The sequence below is a fragment of the Microbacterium sp. Leaf151 genome (assembly GCF_001424225.1).
Lineage (GTDB): Bacteria > Actinomycetota > Actinomycetes > Actinomycetales > Microbacteriaceae > Microbacterium.
In genome coordinates this window covers 835,354-850,762 of record NZ_LMOR01000004.1, presented here as the reverse complement: position 1 = coordinate 850,762, position 15,409 = coordinate 835,354, and the positions used below count along the sequence as shown (strand labels likewise).

Genomic DNA, 15,409 nt, shown 5'->3' with positions numbered 1-15,409 from the left:
AGAACAATGGCTATTCGCAAGTACAAGCCCACGACCCCCGGTCGCCGCGGCTCGTCGGTGGCCGACTTCGCCGAGATCACTCGATCGACGCCCGAGAAGTCGCTGCTGCGCCCGCTGTCGAAGACCGGTGGCCGCAACAACCAGGGCCGCATCACGACGCGCCACATCGGTGGCGGTCACAAGCGTCAGTACCGTCTGATCGACTTCCGTCGTAACGACAAGGACGGTATCGACGCCAAGGTCGCTCACATCGAGTACGACCCCAACCGCACCGCGCGCATCGCGCTGCTGCACTACGCGGACGGCGAGAAGCGCTACATCCTCGCTCCCGCCAAGCTGTCGCAGGGCGACGTCGTCGAGTCGGGTGCCGGCGCTGACATCAAGCCCGGTAACAACCTGCCGCTGCGCAACATCCCCACCGGTACCGTCATCCACGCGATCGAGCTGCGTCCCGGTGGCGGCGCGAAGATGGCCCGTTCGGCCGGCGCATCCGTGCGTCTGGTCGCCAAGGACGGCCCTTACGCGCAGCTGCGTCTGCCCTCCGGCGAGATCCGCAACGTCGACGTGCGCTGCCGCGCCACGATCGGCGAGGTCGGCAACGCCGAGCAGTCGAACATCAACTGGGGCAAGGCCGGCCGCATGCGTTGGAAGGGCGTCCGCCCGACCGTGCGCGGTGTCGCCATGAACCCGGTCGACCACCCGCACGGTGGTGGTGAGGGTAAGACCTCCGGTGGTCGTCACCCTGTTTCGCCGTGGGGTAAGGCCGAAGGCCGCACCCGCCACGCGAACAAGGAGAGCGACAAGCTCATCGTCCGCCGTCGCACCGCCGGCAAGAAGCGCAAGTAGGAGTAGAGGAAGATGCCTCGCAGCCTTAAGAAGGGCCCCTTCGTCGACGAGCACCTGCTTCGCAAGGTCGTCTCGCAGAACGAAGCCGGTTCGAAGAACGTCATCAAGACCTGGTCGCGCCGTTCGATGATCATCCCCGCCATGCTGGGACACACCATCGCCGTGCACGACGGTCGCAAGCACATCCCCGTGTTCGTGACTGAGACCATGGTCGGCCACAAGCTGGGCGAGTTCTCGCCCACCCGCACCTTCCGCGGCCACGTGAAGGACGACAAGAAGGGCCGTCGCCGTTAAGGCGACCGAGGAGGAGAGAGAAATGGTGGAGTCCATCGCACGTGTGCGACACATCCGCGTGACCCCTCAGAAGGCTCGTCGCGTCGTCGCGCTCATCAAGGGCAAGCAGGCCGAAGAGGCCCTCGCCATCCTGAAGTTCGCGCCGCAGGGCGCGAGCGAGCCGATCTACAAGCTCGTCGCCTCGGCCATCGCGAACGCTCGCGTCACCGCCGACAAGACGAACGAATACCTGGATGACGCCGACCTGTACGTGAAGAACGCGTACGTCGACGAGGGCACGACGCTCAAGCGTTTCCGCCCCCGCGCACAGGGTCGCGCCTTCCAGATCAAGAAGCGCACGAGCCACATCACGGTCGTGCTCGCGACGCCGGAGAACGCTGAGGCGACCCCGGCCCGCGCCAACAAGAAGGCGAGCAAGTAATGGGACAGAAGGTCAACCCGTACGGCTTCCGCCTCGGCATCACCACCGACCACGTGTCGCGGTGGTTCTCGGACTCGACGAAGCCCGGTCAGCGTTACGCCGACTACCTCGCCGAGGACATCAAGATCCGTCGCCTGCTGACCACCTCGCTCGACCGCGCCGGTGTCAGCAACATCGAGATCGAGCGCACGCGTGACCGCGTCCGCGTCGACATTCACACCGCCCGTCCGGGTATCGTGATCGGTCGCCGCGGCGCCGAGGCCGAGCGCATCCGCGCCGACCTCGAGAAGCTCAGCGGCAAGCAGATCCAGCTGAACATCCTCGAGGTCAAGAACCCCGAGGCCGATGCTCAGCTGGTCGCTCAGGGTGTCGCCGAGCAGCTCTCCGCACGCGTGGCGTTCCGTCGCGCGATGCGCAAGGGTCTGCAGGGCGCGCAGCGTGCCGGCGCCAAGGGCGTCCGCATCCAGGTGTCGGGTCGCCTCGGCGGCGCCGAGATGAGCCGCTCGGAGTTCTACCGCGAAGGCCGTGTGCCCCTGCACACCCTGCGCGCGAACATCGACTACGGCTTCTACGAGGCCAAGACCACCTTCGGCCGTATCGGTGTGAAGGTGTGGATCTACAAGGGCGACCTCACCAACAAGGAGCTCGCCCGCGAGCAGGCCAACGCGCCCAAGTCGCGCGGTCGTGACGACCGCGGTGGCGACCGTCGTCGTGGCCCGCGCAACGAGGCCCCCGTGGCAGAAGGAGCGTCGGCGTAATGCTCATCCCCCGCAAGGTCAAGTACCGCAAGCAGCACCACCCCGGCCGTTCCGGCCAGGCCACCGGTGGCACTCAGGTGTCGTTCGGGGAGTACGGGATCCAGGCGCTGACCCCCGCTTACGTGACCAACCGTCAGATCGAGTCCGCTCGTATCGCCATGACGCGTCACATCAAGCGTGGCGGAAAGGTGTGGATCAACATCTACCCCGACCGTCCCCTCACCAAGAAGCCGGCTGAAACCCGCATGGGTTCCGGTAAGGGTTCGCCCGAGTGGTGGGTCGCGAACGTCAAGCCGGGCCGTGTCCTCTTCGAGGTCGCGGGTGTCGACGAGCAGCTCGCTCGTGAAGCACTGACCCGAGCCATTCACAAGCTGCCCCTGAAGGCACGCATCATCAAGCGCGAGGAGGGCGACGCGTAATGGCGATCGGCACCAAGCAGCTCGCTCCGAGCGAGCTCGACACGTTCGAAGACCAGCGCCTCGTCGAGGAGCTGCGCAAGGCCAAGGAAGAGCTGTTCAACCTGCGCTTCCAGTCGGCTACCGGCCAGCTCGAGAGCCACGGTCGCATCCGTGCAGTCAAGCGCGACATCGCGCGTCTGTACACGGTGATCCGTGAGCGCGAGCTCGGCATCCGCGCCACCCCGGCCCCGGTCGAGGCGACGACGAAGGCGAAGAAGAGCAAGGCGAAGAAGACGGATGCCGTCGACGACGCCGCGAAGGAAGAGGCGGAGTAATGGCTACCGCGAAGAAGGCCGAGGCGCAGGTCGCCGGCCACGAGCACGCCGAGAACGATGTCCGTGACGAGGACGCCCGCGGTTACCGCAAAGCGCGTCGCGGCTACGTCGTCAGCGACAAGATGGACAAGACGATCGTCGTCGAGGTCGAGGACCGCGTGAAGCACCCGCTCTACGGCAAGGTCATCCGTCGTACCTCGAAGGTCAAGGCGCACGACGAGACCAACTCGGCGGGCATCGGCGACCTCGTCGTCATCAACGAGACCCGTCCGCTCAGCGCCACCAAGCGCTGGCGTCTGGTCGAGATCCTCGAGAAGGCCAAGTAAGCCTCGCGGCTTACTTGGAACCCAAGGAGTAAAAAGTGATTCAGAACGAATCCCGGCTGAAGGTCGCCGACAACACCGGCGCGAAAGAGCTGCTCACCATCCGGGTGCTCGGCGGCTCCAACCGTCGGTACGCGGGCCTGGGCGACGTCATCGTCGCCACGGTCAAGGACGCGATCCCGGGTGGAAACGTCAAGAAGGGCGACGTGGTCAAGGCCGTTGTCGTCCGCGTCGTCAAGCAGACCCGTCGTTCCGACGGCTCGTACATCAAGTTCGACGAGAATGCCGCCGTCATCCTGAAGAGCGACGGGGAGCCCCGCGGCACCCGCATCTTCGGACCGGTCGGCCGTGAGCTTCGCGACAAGAAGTTCATGAAGATCGTCTCGCTCGCCCCGGAGGTCATCTGATCATGGCGAAAATCAAAAAGGGCGACCTGGTTCAGGTCATCTCGGGTGCTAAGCCCGAGCGTGGCGGCGACCGCGGCAAGCAGGGTAAGGTCCTCGAGGTCCTCACCGAGCAGAACCGCGTGATCGTCGAGGGCGTGAACTACGTCACCAAGCACAACCGCGTGGGCCAGTCCCAGCGCGGAACCAAGACCGGTGGCATCGAGACGTTCGAGGCCCCGATCCACATTTCCAACGTCGCGATCGTCGACCCCTCGACCAAGAAGCCGACCCGTGTCGGCCGCCGGGTCGAGGAGCAGGTGAAGGACGGCGTCAAGCGCACCGTCCGCGTGCGCTTCGCGAAGAAGAGCGGCAAGGACCTCTGAGTATGAGCACCGACACTGCCGCGGTAACTGGCACTTCGTCCGAAGGGCAGCCCTCGAAGGGCGCCGGCCAGCCCCGCCTGAAGCAGAAGTACAACAACGAGATCAAGAAGGCCCTGCAGGAGGAGTTCGGTTACGCGAACGTCATGCAGACGCCCGGCCTGGTCAAGGTCGTCGTCAACACCGGCGTCGGCGAGGCTGCTCGTGACAGCAAGGTGATCGATGGTGCGGTCGACGACCTCACCAAGATCACCGGTCAGAAGCCGATCGTCACGAAGGCCCGCAAGTCCATCGCGCAGTTCAAGCTGCGCGAGGGCCAGGCCATCGGTGCGCACGTCACCCTCCGTGGTGACCGCGCATGGGAGTTCGTGGACCGCCTCGTCAACCTCGCCCTGCCCCGCATCCGCGACTTCCGCGGTCTGTCGGCCAAGCAGTTCGACGGCAACGGCAACTACACCTTCGGCCTCCAGGAGCAGTCCGTGTTCCACGAGATCGACCAGGACCGCATCGACCGCGTGCGTGGTTTCGACATCACCATCGTCACCACCGCCAAGACCGACGACGAGGGCCGTTCGCTGCTGCGCCAGCTCGGCTTCCCGTTCCAGTCGGCCGACGCTCAGGCCTGACCCCATGGGCCCCCGGACACCCGGGGGCCCCTCATCGAAGGTCGACTGTCGTGTAACGGCAGCCGAAACCTCATGAAAGAAAGAAGCAACACATGACGATGACAGACCCGGTCGCAGACATGCTGACCCGTCTGCGCAACGCGAACTCGGCGCACCACGACTCCGTGTCGATGCCGAGCTCGAAGCTCAAGACCAACATCGCCGCCATCCTCAAGCAGGAGGGTTACATCGCCGACTGGAACGTCGAAGACGCCCGTGTCGGCCACACCCTCAACATGACGCTGAAGTACGGCCCGAACCGCGAGCGGTCGATCGCCGGGATCAAGCGCGTCTCCAAGCCCGGCCTCCGCGTGTACGCGAAGTCGACGGAGGTCCCCACGGTCCTCGGCGGGCTCGGCGTGGCCATCCTGTCCACCTCCTCCGGTCTCCTCACGGACCGTCAGGCCGAGCAGAAGGGCGTCGGCGGGGAAGTCCTCGCCTACGTGTGGTGATCTGACATGTCGCGTATTGGACGTCTTCCCATCGACATCCCCGCCGGCGTCACCGTTTCGGTGAACGGCCGGGACGTCTCCGTCAAGGGCCCGAAGGGCGAGCTCGAGCTCACCATCGCACAGCCCCTCGAGGTGTCGGTCGAGGAGAACCAGGTTCTCGTCACCCGCCCCGACGACGAGCGCGAGTCGCGGTCGCTCCACGGCCTGACCCGCACGCTCATCAACAACAACATCATCGGTGTCACCCAGGGCTACACCAAGGGCCTCGAGGTCGTCGGCACGGGTTACCGCGTCGCCCAGAAGGGCAGCGCGATCGAGTTCGCCCTCGGCTTCTCGCACCCCGTCCTCATCGACCCGCCCGCGGGTATCACCCTCACGGTCGAAGGCAACAACAAGGTCACCGTGAGCGGCATCGACAAGCAGGCCGTCGGCGAGGCCGCAGCCAACATCCGCAAGATCCGCAAGCCCGAGCCCTACAAGGGCAAGGGTGTGCGGTACGCGGGCGAGGTCGTCCGCCGCAAGGCCGGAAAGAGTGGTAAGTGACCATGGCTGTCAAGACAAAGTCCGTCGCTCGTGCTCGTCGCCACGCGCGCCTTCGCAAGAAGGTCGTCGGCACCGAGCTGCGTCCCCGTCTCGTCGTGACGCGCTCCGCGCGCCACGTGTTCGTCCAGGTCGTGGACGACAGCAAGGGCCACACCGTGGCCTCCGCTTCCACCCTCGAGACCGACCTGCGCGGCTTCGACGGTGACAAGACCGCCAAGGCCCGCAAGGTCGGCGAACTCGTCGCCGAGCGTGCCAAGGCCGTGGGCGTCTCCGACGTCGTGTTCGACCGTGGCGGTAACCGCTACGCCGGCCGCGTCGCCGCGATCGCCGACGGAGCTCGCGAAGGAGGGCTGAACCTGTGAGTGACAACAAGGAGACCGAAGTGACCGAGCAGACTGCCCCGGCTGAGGGTGCGGCTGCCGCTCAGGCTCCCGCCGAGCGTGAGCGCGAGCCGCGTCGCGGTGGTCGTGAGCGCAACACCAACCAGCGTGACCGTGGTTCGCGCGACCGCAACGAGAGCCAGTTCCTCGAGCGCGTCGTGACCATCAACCGCGTCTCGAAGGTCGTCAAGGGTGGTCGTCGCTTCAGCTTCACCGCACTCGTCGTCGTCGGTGACGGTAACGGCGTGGTCGGTGTCGGCTACGGCAAGGCGCGCGAAGTGCCCCTCGCCATCTCGAAGGGTGTCGAAGAGGCCAAGCGCAACTTCTTCCGCGTTCCCCGTTCGGGCTCGACCATTCCGCACCCCGTGCAGGGTGAGGCCGCTGCCGGTGTGGTGCTCCTGCGCCCCGCCGCCGCCGGTACCGGTGTCATCGCCGGTGGTCCCGTCCGCGCCGTGCTCGAGTGCGCCGGCATCCACGACGTCCTGTCGAAGTCCCTCGGCTCGTCGAACACGATCAACATCGTGCACGCGACCGTCGAGGCGCTCAAGGCGCTCGAGGAGCCCCGCGCCGTGGCTGCCCGCCGTGGCCTGGAGTTCGACCAGGTCGCCCCGGCCCGCCTCGTGCGCGCCGAGGCAGCCGCTCAGAAGGTAGGTGCCTGATGGCCGAGCGTCTGAAGGTCACGCAGATCAAGTCCAAGGTGAGCGAGAAGCAGAACCAGCGTGACACGCTGCGTTCGCTGGGTCTGAAGCGGATCGGCGACTCGGTCGTCCGTCCCGACGACGCGCAGACGCGCGGCTACGTCAAGACCGTCGCCCACCTCGTCAAGGTTGAGGAGATCGACTAATGGCTGCCAAGAAGGACGAGACCGCAACGGTCGACGCCCCCAAGAAGGCATCGGCCGCCAAGGCCGGTAAGAAGGAAGCCCCCGCGGCGCGCCCCGGCGTGCTCAAGGTCCACCACCTGCGTCCCGTCCCGGGCGCCCGCACCGCCAAGACCCGTGTGGGTCGCGGTGAGGGCTCGAAGGGTAAGACGTCCGGTCGCGGTACCAAGGGAACCAAGGCCCGTTACCAGGTCAAGGTCGGCTTCGAGGGTGGGCAGATGCCGCTGCACATGCGCACCCCGAAGCTGCGCGGCTTCAAGAACCCGTTCCGCGTCGAGTACCAGGTCGTGAACCTGGACAAGCTCGGCGAGCTCTACCCGCAGGGTGGCGACGTCACCGTTGCCGGCCTCGTGGCCAAGGGTGCTGTGCGCAAGAACGAGAAGGTCAAGGTGCTCGGCACCGGCGACATCTCGGTCGCACTGACCGTCTCCGTCGACAAGGTCTCCGGCTCCGCCGAGCAGAAGATCGTCGCCGCCGGCGGTACCGTCAACTGACGACCCGACCCGGAAGGGGCCGGCGGCCTTACGGCCGTCGGCCCCTTCTGCATTAGTCTGATTGGGAGTGCGCACTGCCGCGCTCCGAGATCGTTCTGGAGGAATCTCCCTTGTTCAGCGCCATCGCGCGGGTTTTCCGCACGCCCGACCTGAGGCGGAAGATCGCCTTCACGCTGGGCATCATCGCCATTTACCGGCTGGGTGCCCACGTGCCGACGCCCTTCGTCGACTTCCCCAACGTTCAGCAGTGTCTGAACCAGTCGGGTGGCACCGAGGGTCTGCTGTCCCTGGTGAACCTCTTCTCGGGCGGCGCTCTGCTGCAGCTGTCGATCTTCGCTCTCGGGGTCATGCCGTACATCACGGCGACGATCATCGTGCAGCTGCTGCGCGTGGTCATTCCGCACTTCGAGACTCTCTACAAAGAGGGTCAGGCGGGTCAGGCGAAGCTCACGCAGTACACGCGGTACCTCACGATCGCGCTGGCGCTGCTGCAGTCGACCACGCTGGTCACCGTCGCGCGCTCGGGCCAGCTCTTCGGCTCGGCCGGGGTGCCCGAGTGCCAGCAGTTGCTGACCAACGACATCTGGTGGGCCCAGCTGCTCATGATCATCACGATGACCGCCGGTACCGGCCTGGTCATGTGGTTCGCCGAACTCGTCACCGAGCGCGGCGTGGGCAACGGTATGTCCATCCTCATCTTCACCTCGATCGCCGCGACCTTCCCCGGCGCCATGCTGTCGATCCTGAACGCCCGCGGCGTCGAGGTCTTCCTGCTCGTCCTGGCCGTCAGTATCGTCATCGTCGCCCTCGTGGTGTTCGTCGAACAATCGCAGCGGCGTATCCCGGTCCAGTACGCCAAGCGCATGGTCGGCCGTCGTACCTACGGCGGCACGAACACCTACATCCCGATCAAGGTCAACATGGCCGGCGTCGTGCCCGTCATCTTCGCCTCGTCGCTGCTGTACATCCCGGCCCTCATCGCGCAGTTCAACCAGCCGCAGCCGGGCCAGGAGCCGTCGCCGTGGGTGACGTGGATCTCGCAGTACCTCACGCGTGGCGATCACCCGCTGTACATGCTGATCTACTTCCTCCTCATCATCGGGTTCGCCTACTTCTACGTCGCCATCACGTTCAACCCGGTCGACGTCGCCGACAACATGAAGAAGTACGGCGGGTTCATCCCCGGCATCCGCGCGGGGCGTCCGACCGCCGAGTACCTCGACTACGTCCTGACGCGCATCACCCTGCCCGGTTCGATCTACCTCGGTCTCATCGCGTTGCTGCCGCTGGTGGCACTCGCGACGGTGGGGGCCAACCAGAACTTCCCGTTCGGCGGCGCTTCCATCTTGATCATCGTCGGTGTCGGTCTCGAGACCGTGAAACAGATCGATGCGCAGCTTCAGCAGCGTCACTACGAGGGGCTGCTTCGATGAGCGCGCGTCTTCTGATCGTGGGCCCGCAGGGGTCGGGCAAGGGAACGCAGGGCGTCCGCATCGCAGAGGCACTCGGGGTCCCGGTGGTCTCCACCGGCGACGTGTTCCGGGCCAACGTCGCCCAGGGGACCGAGCTGGGCCAGCAGGTCAAGGCGATCATCGACGGCGGGAGCCTCGTCCCCGACGAGCTGACCAGTGCGGTCGTGCGTGACCGACTGTCGCAGGCCGACGCGGCAGAGGGCTTCCTCCTCGACGGCTACCCGCGCAACCTCGCCCAGGTGATGCACCTCGACGAATTCCTCGAGGGTCGCGACGAATCGCTCGACGCGGTCATCGCCCTCGTCGTACCCCGCGAGGAGTCGCTGTCGCGGCTCACCGCCCGTGCGTCCGAGCAGGGGCGCGCCGACGACACCGAAGAGGCCATCGCGACGCGCCTGGGCATCTACGAGCGCGAGACGGCTCCCATCCTCGACGTGTACGGTACGCGCGGGGTGGTCGACGAGATCGACGGCGTCGGTAGTCTCGACGAGGTGACCGCCCGCATCTTCGCGGCCCTCGAAGCGCGTGGTCTCCATGCGTCACCGGCTGCGTGACGTGGGTCTTCGTTCCTCCGTCTACAAGAAGCCGGCCCAACTGCGCTCGATGATCGAGCCCGGCCTCATCACCGCCGACGCTTTGGACGCGGTTCGTGCGCTGGTGGCTCCGGGGGTCACCACGCTCGAGCTCGACGCCGCGGCGTCTGCGCTCATCACCTCGCGCGGCGCCGTGTCGAATTTTCAGATGGTGCGGGGCTATCGGCACACGATCTGCGCCTCGGTCAACGAGCAGGTGGTCCACGGCATCCCGAACGATCGCCCTCTGCGGGCCGGCGACATCCTCTCGATCGACGCGGGCGCGGAGCTGCGCGGATGGAACGGCGACTCGGCGTTCACCGTGATCGTCCCGGGCGACGCTCCCGACGACATCGTGGCGCCACGTCGACGTCTCTCCGAGGTCACCGAGGGATCGTTGTGGGCGGGTATCGCCGCGCTGAGCCGCGCGTCGCACCTGGGCGAGGTCGGAGCCGCCATCGAGCAGTACATCCAGGCCCATGCCCCCGATGGGGGATACGGCATCCTGCGCGACTACGTCGGTCACGGCATCGGTCGCAAGATGCACGAGTCGCCGAGCATCTTCAACTACGCGGTGCCCGACCGCGGGGCGGAGGTGCGTCCGGGGCTGGCCGTGGCCATCGAGCCCATGGTCGTCATCGGCGAACAGGAGACCTTCGTGGAAGACGACGGCTGGACGGTGTCGACCCTCGACGGGACGGCCGGCTCCCACTGGGAACATAGCGTCGCCGTGCATGATGGGGGCATCTGGGTGCTGACCGCTCACGACGGGGGTGCCGAGAAGCTGGCGCCGTTCGGCGTGGTGCCGAAGGAGATCGATTCATGATGATGGCTGCTGTGCGAAAGTCCACCAATTGGTTCGCGATCGCAGTGACGGCGGCGGCGCTCGTCGTCGTCCTGATCGTGGCGGGTGTCGTGTGGTTCGCCAACAGCCAGGCGACCTCGCCCGGGACACTCCCGGAGTCGTCGGCGGTCAACACCGAGACGGGTGCGATCGCGGTCGGGTCCGGAGAGAAGACCGTCGACACGTACATCGACTTCATGTGCCCGGTCTGCAACCAGTTCGAGCAGGCCTACGGGCCCACGCTTGACGAGCTCGTGGCCAGCGACGAGATCACGTTGAACATCCACCCGATCTCGATCCTCGACCGCGCCTCCCAGGGCACCGAGTACTCCACACGGTCGGCCTCCGCGGCCTACTGCGTCGCCGTGGATGACGCCGCCAACGTTCCCGCGTTCGTGAAGGCCCTCTACGCGCAGCAGCCGTCGGAGAACACGGCCGGTCTGGACGACGCCACCCTCGCGTCCGTCGCCACCTCGGTGGGCGCGTCGGATGCCGCCACGTCGTGCATCTCCGACGGGACGTACACGAGGTTCGTGACGGCGATGACCCAGAACACCCCCGTGCAACCCGGGAGCGGCGGTATCGCAACGCCGACGATCGCCGTGGACGGAACCGTCCTCGCGAATCAGACCGACCTGACGGGCGACCCGCAGAAGGACATCGTCGACCGCCTCAACGGTTGACGACACTCCCGGCGAGTTGCCGGAGTGGGCGATACCACGTATGCTTGATCTTTGGTGCGTTGCGCCTTTATTGGCGTGTCGAAGCACCGAATCCCCATCCACCGCAGACCGGCCGGTCTGCAATTGAGCGTGAGCGAGTTTATGGCGAAGAAAGACGGTGTCATCGAGATCGAGGGCACGGTGTCCGAGGCACTGCCCAACGCGATGTTCCGTGTCGAACTGACCAACGGTCACAAGGTGCTCGCCACCATTTCGGGCAAGATGCGGCAGAACTACATCCGCATCATCCCGGAAGACCGGGTCGTCGTCGAACTGAGCCCATACGACCTCACCCGCGGTCGTATCGTCTACCGCTACCGCTGAGCCCGGCCGAGAAGTAACGAGCCGCACCCCGCGCGTTCGAAGACAGCGAAACAGGAACATCATGAAGGTCAACCCCTCCGTCAAGCCCATCTGCGACCACTGCAAGGTGATCCGTCGTCACGGGCGCGTGATGGTGATCTGCAAGAGCAACCCGCGCCACAAGCAGCGCCAGGGCTGAACTCTTCGCCGTTCGACCCCATTCCAACTGAATACACACCGGCAGGATCAGATCCGTCATCGTCCGGGCGCTTCGACAGGCTCAGCGATCGTGTGACGGGGACACCTCGGGGCGGAGGCCCGAGCACCGATCCTGCTCCACACCTCCACGACACTCTGAGGAGAGCCGCATGGCACGTCTCGCCGGCGTCGACATCCCGCGCGACAAGCGCGTGGTGATCGCACTTACTTACATCTACGGCGTGGGTCGCACCCGCTCCGTCGAGATCCTCGCGGCAACGGATATCGATCACGACATCCGCGTGAAGGATCTCACCGACGACCAGTTGGTCGCCCTGCGCGACCACATCGAAGGCACCTACAAGGTGGAGGGTGACCTCCGTCGCGAGGTCGCCGCCGACATCCGCCGCAAGGTCGAGATCGGCTCCTACGAGGGCATCCGCCACCGTCGCGGCCTCCCGGTGCGCGGTCAGCGCACGAAGACGAACGCGCGTACCCGCAAGGGTCCCAAGCGCACCGTCGCCGGCAAGAAGAAGGCGCGCTAAGCCGCGGGCTGAGCGTCAGGATTCAGGAGAACGCACATGGCACAGGCCAAGTCCGCCGCGCGCAAGCCGCGCCGCAAAGAGAAGAAGAACATCGCCGTGGGCCAGGCCCACATCAAGTCGACGTTCAACAACACCATCGTTTCGATCACCGACCCCTCGGGTGCCGTCATCAGCTGGGCTTCGTCCGGCGGTGTCGGGTTCAAGGGCTCGCGCAAGTCGACGCCGTACGCCGCCGGCATGGCCGCCGAGTCGGCCGCTCGCCAGGCGCAGGAGCACGGTGTGAAGAAGGTCGACGTCTTCGTGAAGGGACCGGGTTCGGGTCGTGAGACCGCGATCCGCTCGCTCACGGCCGCCGGCCTCGAGGTCGGTTCCATCCAGGACGTGACGCCGCAGGCCCACAACGGCTGCCGTCCGCCCAAGCGCCGCCGCGTCTGACGCGATCGTTCCCGGGGAGTGTTCGTCGCTCCCCGGGAACGGCGCGCTTGCGCGCGAAACAGACTTCCGGATGCCACGGCTCGCCCTCGGCGCACCGCCCGCGTGACGCGGCATCCCGCGAGTACAACTCAACACCTCACCCCATTACACGTGTCATATAGCGGGCACGTGATCGAAAGGAACACATAGTGCTCATCGCACAGCGTCCCACTCTGACCGAGGAGAAGATCGGGGAGTTCCGCAGCCGTTTCGTCATCGAGCCGCTGGAGCCCGGCTTCGGTTACACGATCGGCAACGCGCTGCGTCGCAGCCTCCTGTCGTCGATCCCCGGCGCGGCCGTCACGAGCATCCGCATCGACGGCGTGCTGCACGAGTTCAGCACCATCCCGGGCGTGAAAGAAGACGTCACCGAGATCATCCTGAACATCAAGCAGCTGGTCGTCTCGAGCGAGCGCGACGAGCCCATCACGGCGTACCTGCGCAAGACCGGCTCCGGTGAGGTCACCGCCGCCGACATCTCCGCTCCCGCGGGTGTCGAGGTGCACAACCCCGAGTTGGTCATCGCGACGCTCAACGACACCGCGAAGTTCGAGCTCGAGCTCACCATCGAGCGTGGCCGTGGCTACGTCTCGGCGACGCAGAACCGCAACGAGTACGCCGAGGCCGGTCAGATCCCGATCGACTCGATCTACTCGCCTGTGCTCAAGGTCAGCTACCGCGTCGACGCCACGCGCGCCGGTGAGCGTACCGACTTCGACAAGCTCGTCCTCGACGTCGAGTCGAAGGCATCCATCGCCCCGCGCGACGCCGTCGCCTCGGCCGGACGCACCCTCACCGAGCTGTTCGGCCTCGCTCGCGAGCTGAACGTCGAGGCCGAGGGCATCGAGATCGGCCCCGCGCCGGTCGAGACCGTCCTCTCGAATGAGCTGTCGATGCCGATCGAAGACCTCGATCTCTCGGTCCGCTCGTACAACTGCCTCAAGCGCGAGGGCATCAACACCGTTTCGGAGTTGGTGGCCCTTTCCGAGACGCAGCTGATGAACATCCGCAACTTCGGTCAGAAGTCGGTCGACGAGGTGCGTGACAAGCTCACCTCCCTCGGCCTGTCGCTCAAGGACTCGGTGCCCGGCTTCGACGGCGCCCAGTTCTACAGCGGCTACGACGAAGAGACCGTCTGACCCCGGTCGGACCCGACCGAACCTCTCACTGGAGTAACACGACATGCCTAAGCCCACGAAGGGTCCCCGCCTCGGAGGCGGCCCGGCCCACGAGCGTCTGCTTCTCGCCAACCTGGCCGCAGCGCTGTACACGCACAAGTCCATCAAGACGACCGAGACCAAGGCGAAGCGCCTGCGTCCGCTCGCCGAGCGCCTCATCACCTTCGCCAAGCGCGGCGACCTGCACGCGCGTCGTCGCGTGCTCGGCGTGATCGGCGACAAGGACGTCGTGCACACGCTGTTCACGGAGATCGCGCCCCTGGTGGCCGAGCGTGACGGCGGATACACCCGCATCACCAAGGTCGGAAACCGCAAGGGCGACAACGCCCCCATGGCCGTAATCGAGCTCGTTCTCGAGCCCGTCGCGAAGAAGGCGTCGAACAAGGCCGCCGCGGCTCCCGCCGCCGCTGCCGCACCGGCCGCCGAGGAGCCCGTCGCCGACGAGGCTTCCGCCGCGGAGAACACCACCGACGAGGCAGCCGAGGCCGGCGCCGAGTCGCCCGAAGAGGGAGCGGCCGCGGAGGCCGCCGCCGCCGACGCCGTCGAAAGCGACGCCAAGGCCTGAGTCTCTCTCACCGCGTACGATGCCCTCACCCCGATTCGGGTGGGGGCATCGTCGTTCCCGGGCTCCGCGGCCACCGTCCGGTGCTCGTAGGCTGGTGGGGTGCGTATCCGCCTCGACATCGCCTACGACGGCACACACTTCCGAGGGTGGGCCCGGCAACCGGGGCTGCGCACGGTGCAGGGCGAACTCGAGTCGGCCTTCACGCGCATCGTCGGCGGCGCCCCGCGGCTGATCGTGGCGGGACGCACCGATGCCGGCGTGCATGCGTCGGGGCAGGTCGCGCACCTGGATCTCGACGAGGACCAGATCGCGCGCTTGCCACGACGGCGTCGCGACCACGACGAGGCCGACGCCATCGCCGCCCTCCCGGGCCGTGTACGCGGCGTCCTGGGCCAGTATCCCGACGTCTCCGTCCTGCGCGCGTCGCGTGCCCCTGACGGGTTCGACGCGCGGTTCTCCGCCGTGTGGCGGCGGTACGCGTACCGACTGGCGGATGCGAACGCGGGCTACGACCCGCTCGATCGCCTGCGCACGACCACCCTGCGCAGCACCCTCGACCTGGAGGCGATGGATGCCGCCGCCTCGCGTCTGATCGGCCTGCACGACTTCGCCGCGTACTGCAAGGCGCGCGAAGAGGCGACGACCATTCGCACTCTGCTGGAGTACGACTGGCGGCGCGGTGACGACGGTGTCCTGGTGGCGAACGTCCGGGCGGACGCGTTCTGTCACAGCATGGTGCGTGCCCTCGTGGGGGCGTGCGTCGCCGTGGGGGAGGGGCGTATCGAGGTCGACGATGTCGTGGCCATCCGCGACGCGCGCATGCGCATCCCCGAGACCAAAGTGCTGGCCGCGCGGGGGCTCGTCCTCGCAGAGGTCGGCTACCCGGCGGACGAGTTGCTGGCGGCGCGCGCCGAACAGACACGCAGGCGTCGGGATGCCGACGACCCGGCATCCTGATTCCCCTCCGGGCGCCGATGCAAC

Annotated in this window: 27 protein-coding genes; all 27 read left to right on the top strand. The window is 66.7% G+C overall.

What is annotated here, in order from left to right:
* Nucleotides 1–6 precede the first annotated feature (6 nt).
* The 27 genes from rplB to truA all read left to right on the top strand — a co-directional run bounded on the left by rplB (nt 7) and on the right by truA (nt 15,385).
* Nucleotides 7–846: a 50S ribosomal protein L2 gene (rplB, locus tag ASF76_RS14715; protein WP_013584012.1), complete on the top strand. Its 840-nt coding sequence runs from the start codon at nt 7–9 to the stop codon at nt 844–846.
* A gap of 12 nt (nt 847–858) precedes the next feature.
* The gene (gene rpsS / locus ASF76_RS14710; RefSeq protein ID WP_013584011.1) at nt 859–1,140 is read left to right on the top strand and encodes a 30S ribosomal protein S19; all 282 of its coding nucleotides are present in this window, start codon (nt 859–861) and stop codon (nt 1,138–1,140) included.
* A 22-nt stretch (nt 1,141–1,162) separates the two neighbouring features.
* Entirely contained in the window at nt 1,163–1,561 is a 399-nt protein-coding gene (gene rplV / locus ASF76_RS14705; RefSeq protein ID WP_055959330.1) for a 50S ribosomal protein L22, read from the top strand.
* Entirely contained in the window at nt 1,561–2,319 is a 759-nt protein-coding gene (rpsC, locus tag ASF76_RS14700) for a 30S ribosomal protein S3 (RefSeq protein WP_055959329.1), read from the top strand. The genes rplV and rpsC overlap by 1 nt, the downstream gene beginning before the upstream one ends.
* Complete coding sequence (rplP, locus tag ASF76_RS14695; RefSeq protein ID WP_055833705.1) at nt 2,319–2,738, top strand: 50S ribosomal protein L16; 420 nt, start codon at nt 2,319–2,321, stop codon at nt 2,736–2,738. Before rpsC ends, rplP begins: the two co-directional genes overlap by 1 nt.
* Nucleotides 2,738–3,052: a 50S ribosomal protein L29 gene (gene rpmC / locus ASF76_RS17550; protein WP_055959327.1), complete on the top strand. Its 315-nt coding sequence runs from the start codon at nt 2,738–2,740 to the stop codon at nt 3,050–3,052. Before rplP ends, rpmC begins: the two co-directional genes overlap by 1 nt.
* Nucleotides 3,052–3,378 (top strand): 30S ribosomal protein S17, encoded by a 327-nt coding sequence (rpsQ, locus tag ASF76_RS14685; RefSeq protein ID WP_055959326.1) that lies wholly within the window; start codon nt 3,052–3,054, stop codon nt 3,376–3,378. The genes rpmC and rpsQ overlap by 1 nt, the downstream gene beginning before the upstream one ends.
* A 35-nt stretch (nt 3,379–3,413) precedes the next feature.
* Nucleotides 3,414–3,782, top strand: coding sequence for a 50S ribosomal protein L14 (gene rplN, locus ASF76_RS14680; protein WP_055959324.1), 369 nt, complete (start codon nt 3,414–3,416; stop codon nt 3,780–3,782).
* Nucleotides 3,783–3,784: 2 nt separating this feature from the next.
* Nucleotides 3,785–4,144, top strand: coding sequence for a 50S ribosomal protein L24 (gene rplX, locus ASF76_RS14675; protein WP_013584004.1), 360 nt, complete (start codon nt 3,785–3,787; stop codon nt 4,142–4,144).
* Between the two features lie 2 nt (nt 4,145–4,146).
* Nucleotides 4,147–4,767, top strand: coding sequence for a 50S ribosomal protein L5 (gene rplE / locus ASF76_RS14670; protein WP_235561318.1), 621 nt, complete (start codon nt 4,147–4,149; stop codon nt 4,765–4,767).
* A 92-nt stretch (nt 4,768–4,859) separates the two neighbouring features.
* Complete coding sequence (gene rpsH / locus ASF76_RS14665; RefSeq protein WP_055959322.1) at nt 4,860–5,258, top strand: 30S ribosomal protein S8; 399 nt, start codon at nt 4,860–4,862, stop codon at nt 5,256–5,258.
* A 6-nt stretch (nt 5,259–5,264) separates the two neighbouring features.
* Entirely contained in the window at nt 5,265–5,801 is a 537-nt protein-coding gene (rplF, locus tag ASF76_RS14660) for a 50S ribosomal protein L6 (protein WP_055959320.1), read from the top strand.
* 2 nt (nt 5,802–5,803) lie between these two features.
* Nucleotides 5,804–6,163 (top strand): 50S ribosomal protein L18, encoded by a 360-nt coding sequence (gene rplR / locus ASF76_RS14655; protein WP_043361012.1) that lies wholly within the window; start codon nt 5,804–5,806, stop codon nt 6,161–6,163.
* Complete coding sequence (gene rpsE, locus ASF76_RS14650) at nt 6,160–6,840, top strand: 30S ribosomal protein S5 (protein ID WP_055959318.1); 681 nt, start codon at nt 6,160–6,162, stop codon at nt 6,838–6,840. The genes rplR and rpsE overlap by 4 nt, the downstream gene beginning before the upstream one ends.
* A complete protein-coding gene (gene rpmD / locus ASF76_RS14645) occupies nt 6,840–7,025 on the top strand; it encodes a 50S ribosomal protein L30 (RefSeq protein WP_013583998.1) in 186 nt (61 codons plus the stop codon). The genes rpsE and rpmD overlap by 1 nt, the downstream gene beginning before the upstream one ends.
* Nucleotides 7,025–7,555, top strand: a complete 531-nt coding sequence (gene rplO / locus ASF76_RS14640) for a 50S ribosomal protein L15 (protein ID WP_082485117.1) — start codon at nt 7,025–7,027, stop codon at nt 7,553–7,555. Before rpmD ends, rplO begins: the two co-directional genes overlap by 1 nt.
* A 110-nt stretch (nt 7,556–7,665) precedes the next feature.
* The gene (secY, locus tag ASF76_RS14635; RefSeq protein ID WP_055959315.1) at nt 7,666–8,988 is read left to right on the top strand and encodes a preprotein translocase subunit SecY; all 1,323 of its coding nucleotides are present in this window, start codon (nt 7,666–7,668) and stop codon (nt 8,986–8,988) included.
* The gene (locus ASF76_RS14630; RefSeq protein ID WP_055959313.1) at nt 8,985–9,581 is read left to right on the top strand and encodes an adenylate kinase; all 597 of its coding nucleotides are present in this window, start codon (nt 8,985–8,987) and stop codon (nt 9,579–9,581) included. Before secY ends, ASF76_RS14630 begins: the two co-directional genes overlap by 4 nt.
* A 1-nt stretch (nt 9,582) precedes the next feature.
* Complete coding sequence (map, locus tag ASF76_RS14625; protein WP_156459274.1) at nt 9,583–10,425, top strand: type I methionyl aminopeptidase; 843 nt, start codon at nt 9,583–9,585, stop codon at nt 10,423–10,425.
* Between the two features lie 2 nt (nt 10,426–10,427).
* On the top strand, nt 10,428–11,126 hold the full coding sequence (locus tag ASF76_RS14620) for a DsbA family protein (protein ID WP_235561316.1): 699 nt from the start codon (nt 10,428–10,430) through the stop codon (nt 11,124–11,126).
* Nucleotides 11,127–11,267: 141 nt separating this feature from the next.
* Complete coding sequence (gene infA, locus ASF76_RS14615; protein ID WP_013583992.1) at nt 11,268–11,489, top strand: translation initiation factor IF-1; 222 nt, start codon at nt 11,268–11,270, stop codon at nt 11,487–11,489.
* A 61-nt stretch (nt 11,490–11,550) separates the two neighbouring features.
* Entirely contained in the window at nt 11,551–11,667 is a 117-nt protein-coding gene (gene rpmJ, locus ASF76_RS14610; RefSeq protein ID WP_005050492.1) for a 50S ribosomal protein L36, read from the top strand.
* A 169-nt stretch (nt 11,668–11,836) separates the two neighbouring features.
* Nucleotides 11,837–12,211, top strand: coding sequence for a 30S ribosomal protein S13 (rpsM, locus tag ASF76_RS14605; RefSeq protein WP_055959307.1), 375 nt, complete (start codon nt 11,837–11,839; stop codon nt 12,209–12,211).
* Nucleotides 12,212–12,247: 36 nt separating this feature from the next.
* A complete protein-coding gene (gene rpsK / locus ASF76_RS14600) occupies nt 12,248–12,646 on the top strand; it encodes a 30S ribosomal protein S11 (protein ID WP_013583990.1) in 399 nt (132 codons plus the stop codon).
* 188 nt (nt 12,647–12,834) lie between these two features.
* A complete protein-coding gene (locus ASF76_RS14595) occupies nt 12,835–13,824 on the top strand; it encodes a DNA-directed RNA polymerase subunit alpha (RefSeq protein ID WP_055959305.1) in 990 nt (329 codons plus the stop codon).
* A 43-nt stretch (nt 13,825–13,867) separates the two neighbouring features.
* The gene (gene rplQ / locus ASF76_RS14590; protein WP_055959304.1) at nt 13,868–14,428 is read left to right on the top strand and encodes a 50S ribosomal protein L17; all 561 of its coding nucleotides are present in this window, start codon (nt 13,868–13,870) and stop codon (nt 14,426–14,428) included.
* A gap of 99 nt (nt 14,429–14,527) precedes the next feature.
* Nucleotides 14,528–15,385 carry a tRNA pseudouridine(38-40) synthase TruA gene (gene truA / locus ASF76_RS14585; protein WP_055959302.1) on the top strand — a complete coding sequence of 286 codons (858 nt, stop codon included), beginning with the start codon at nt 14,528–14,530 and terminating at the stop codon, nt 15,383–15,385.
* Nucleotides 15,386–15,409: the final 24 nt, after the last annotated feature.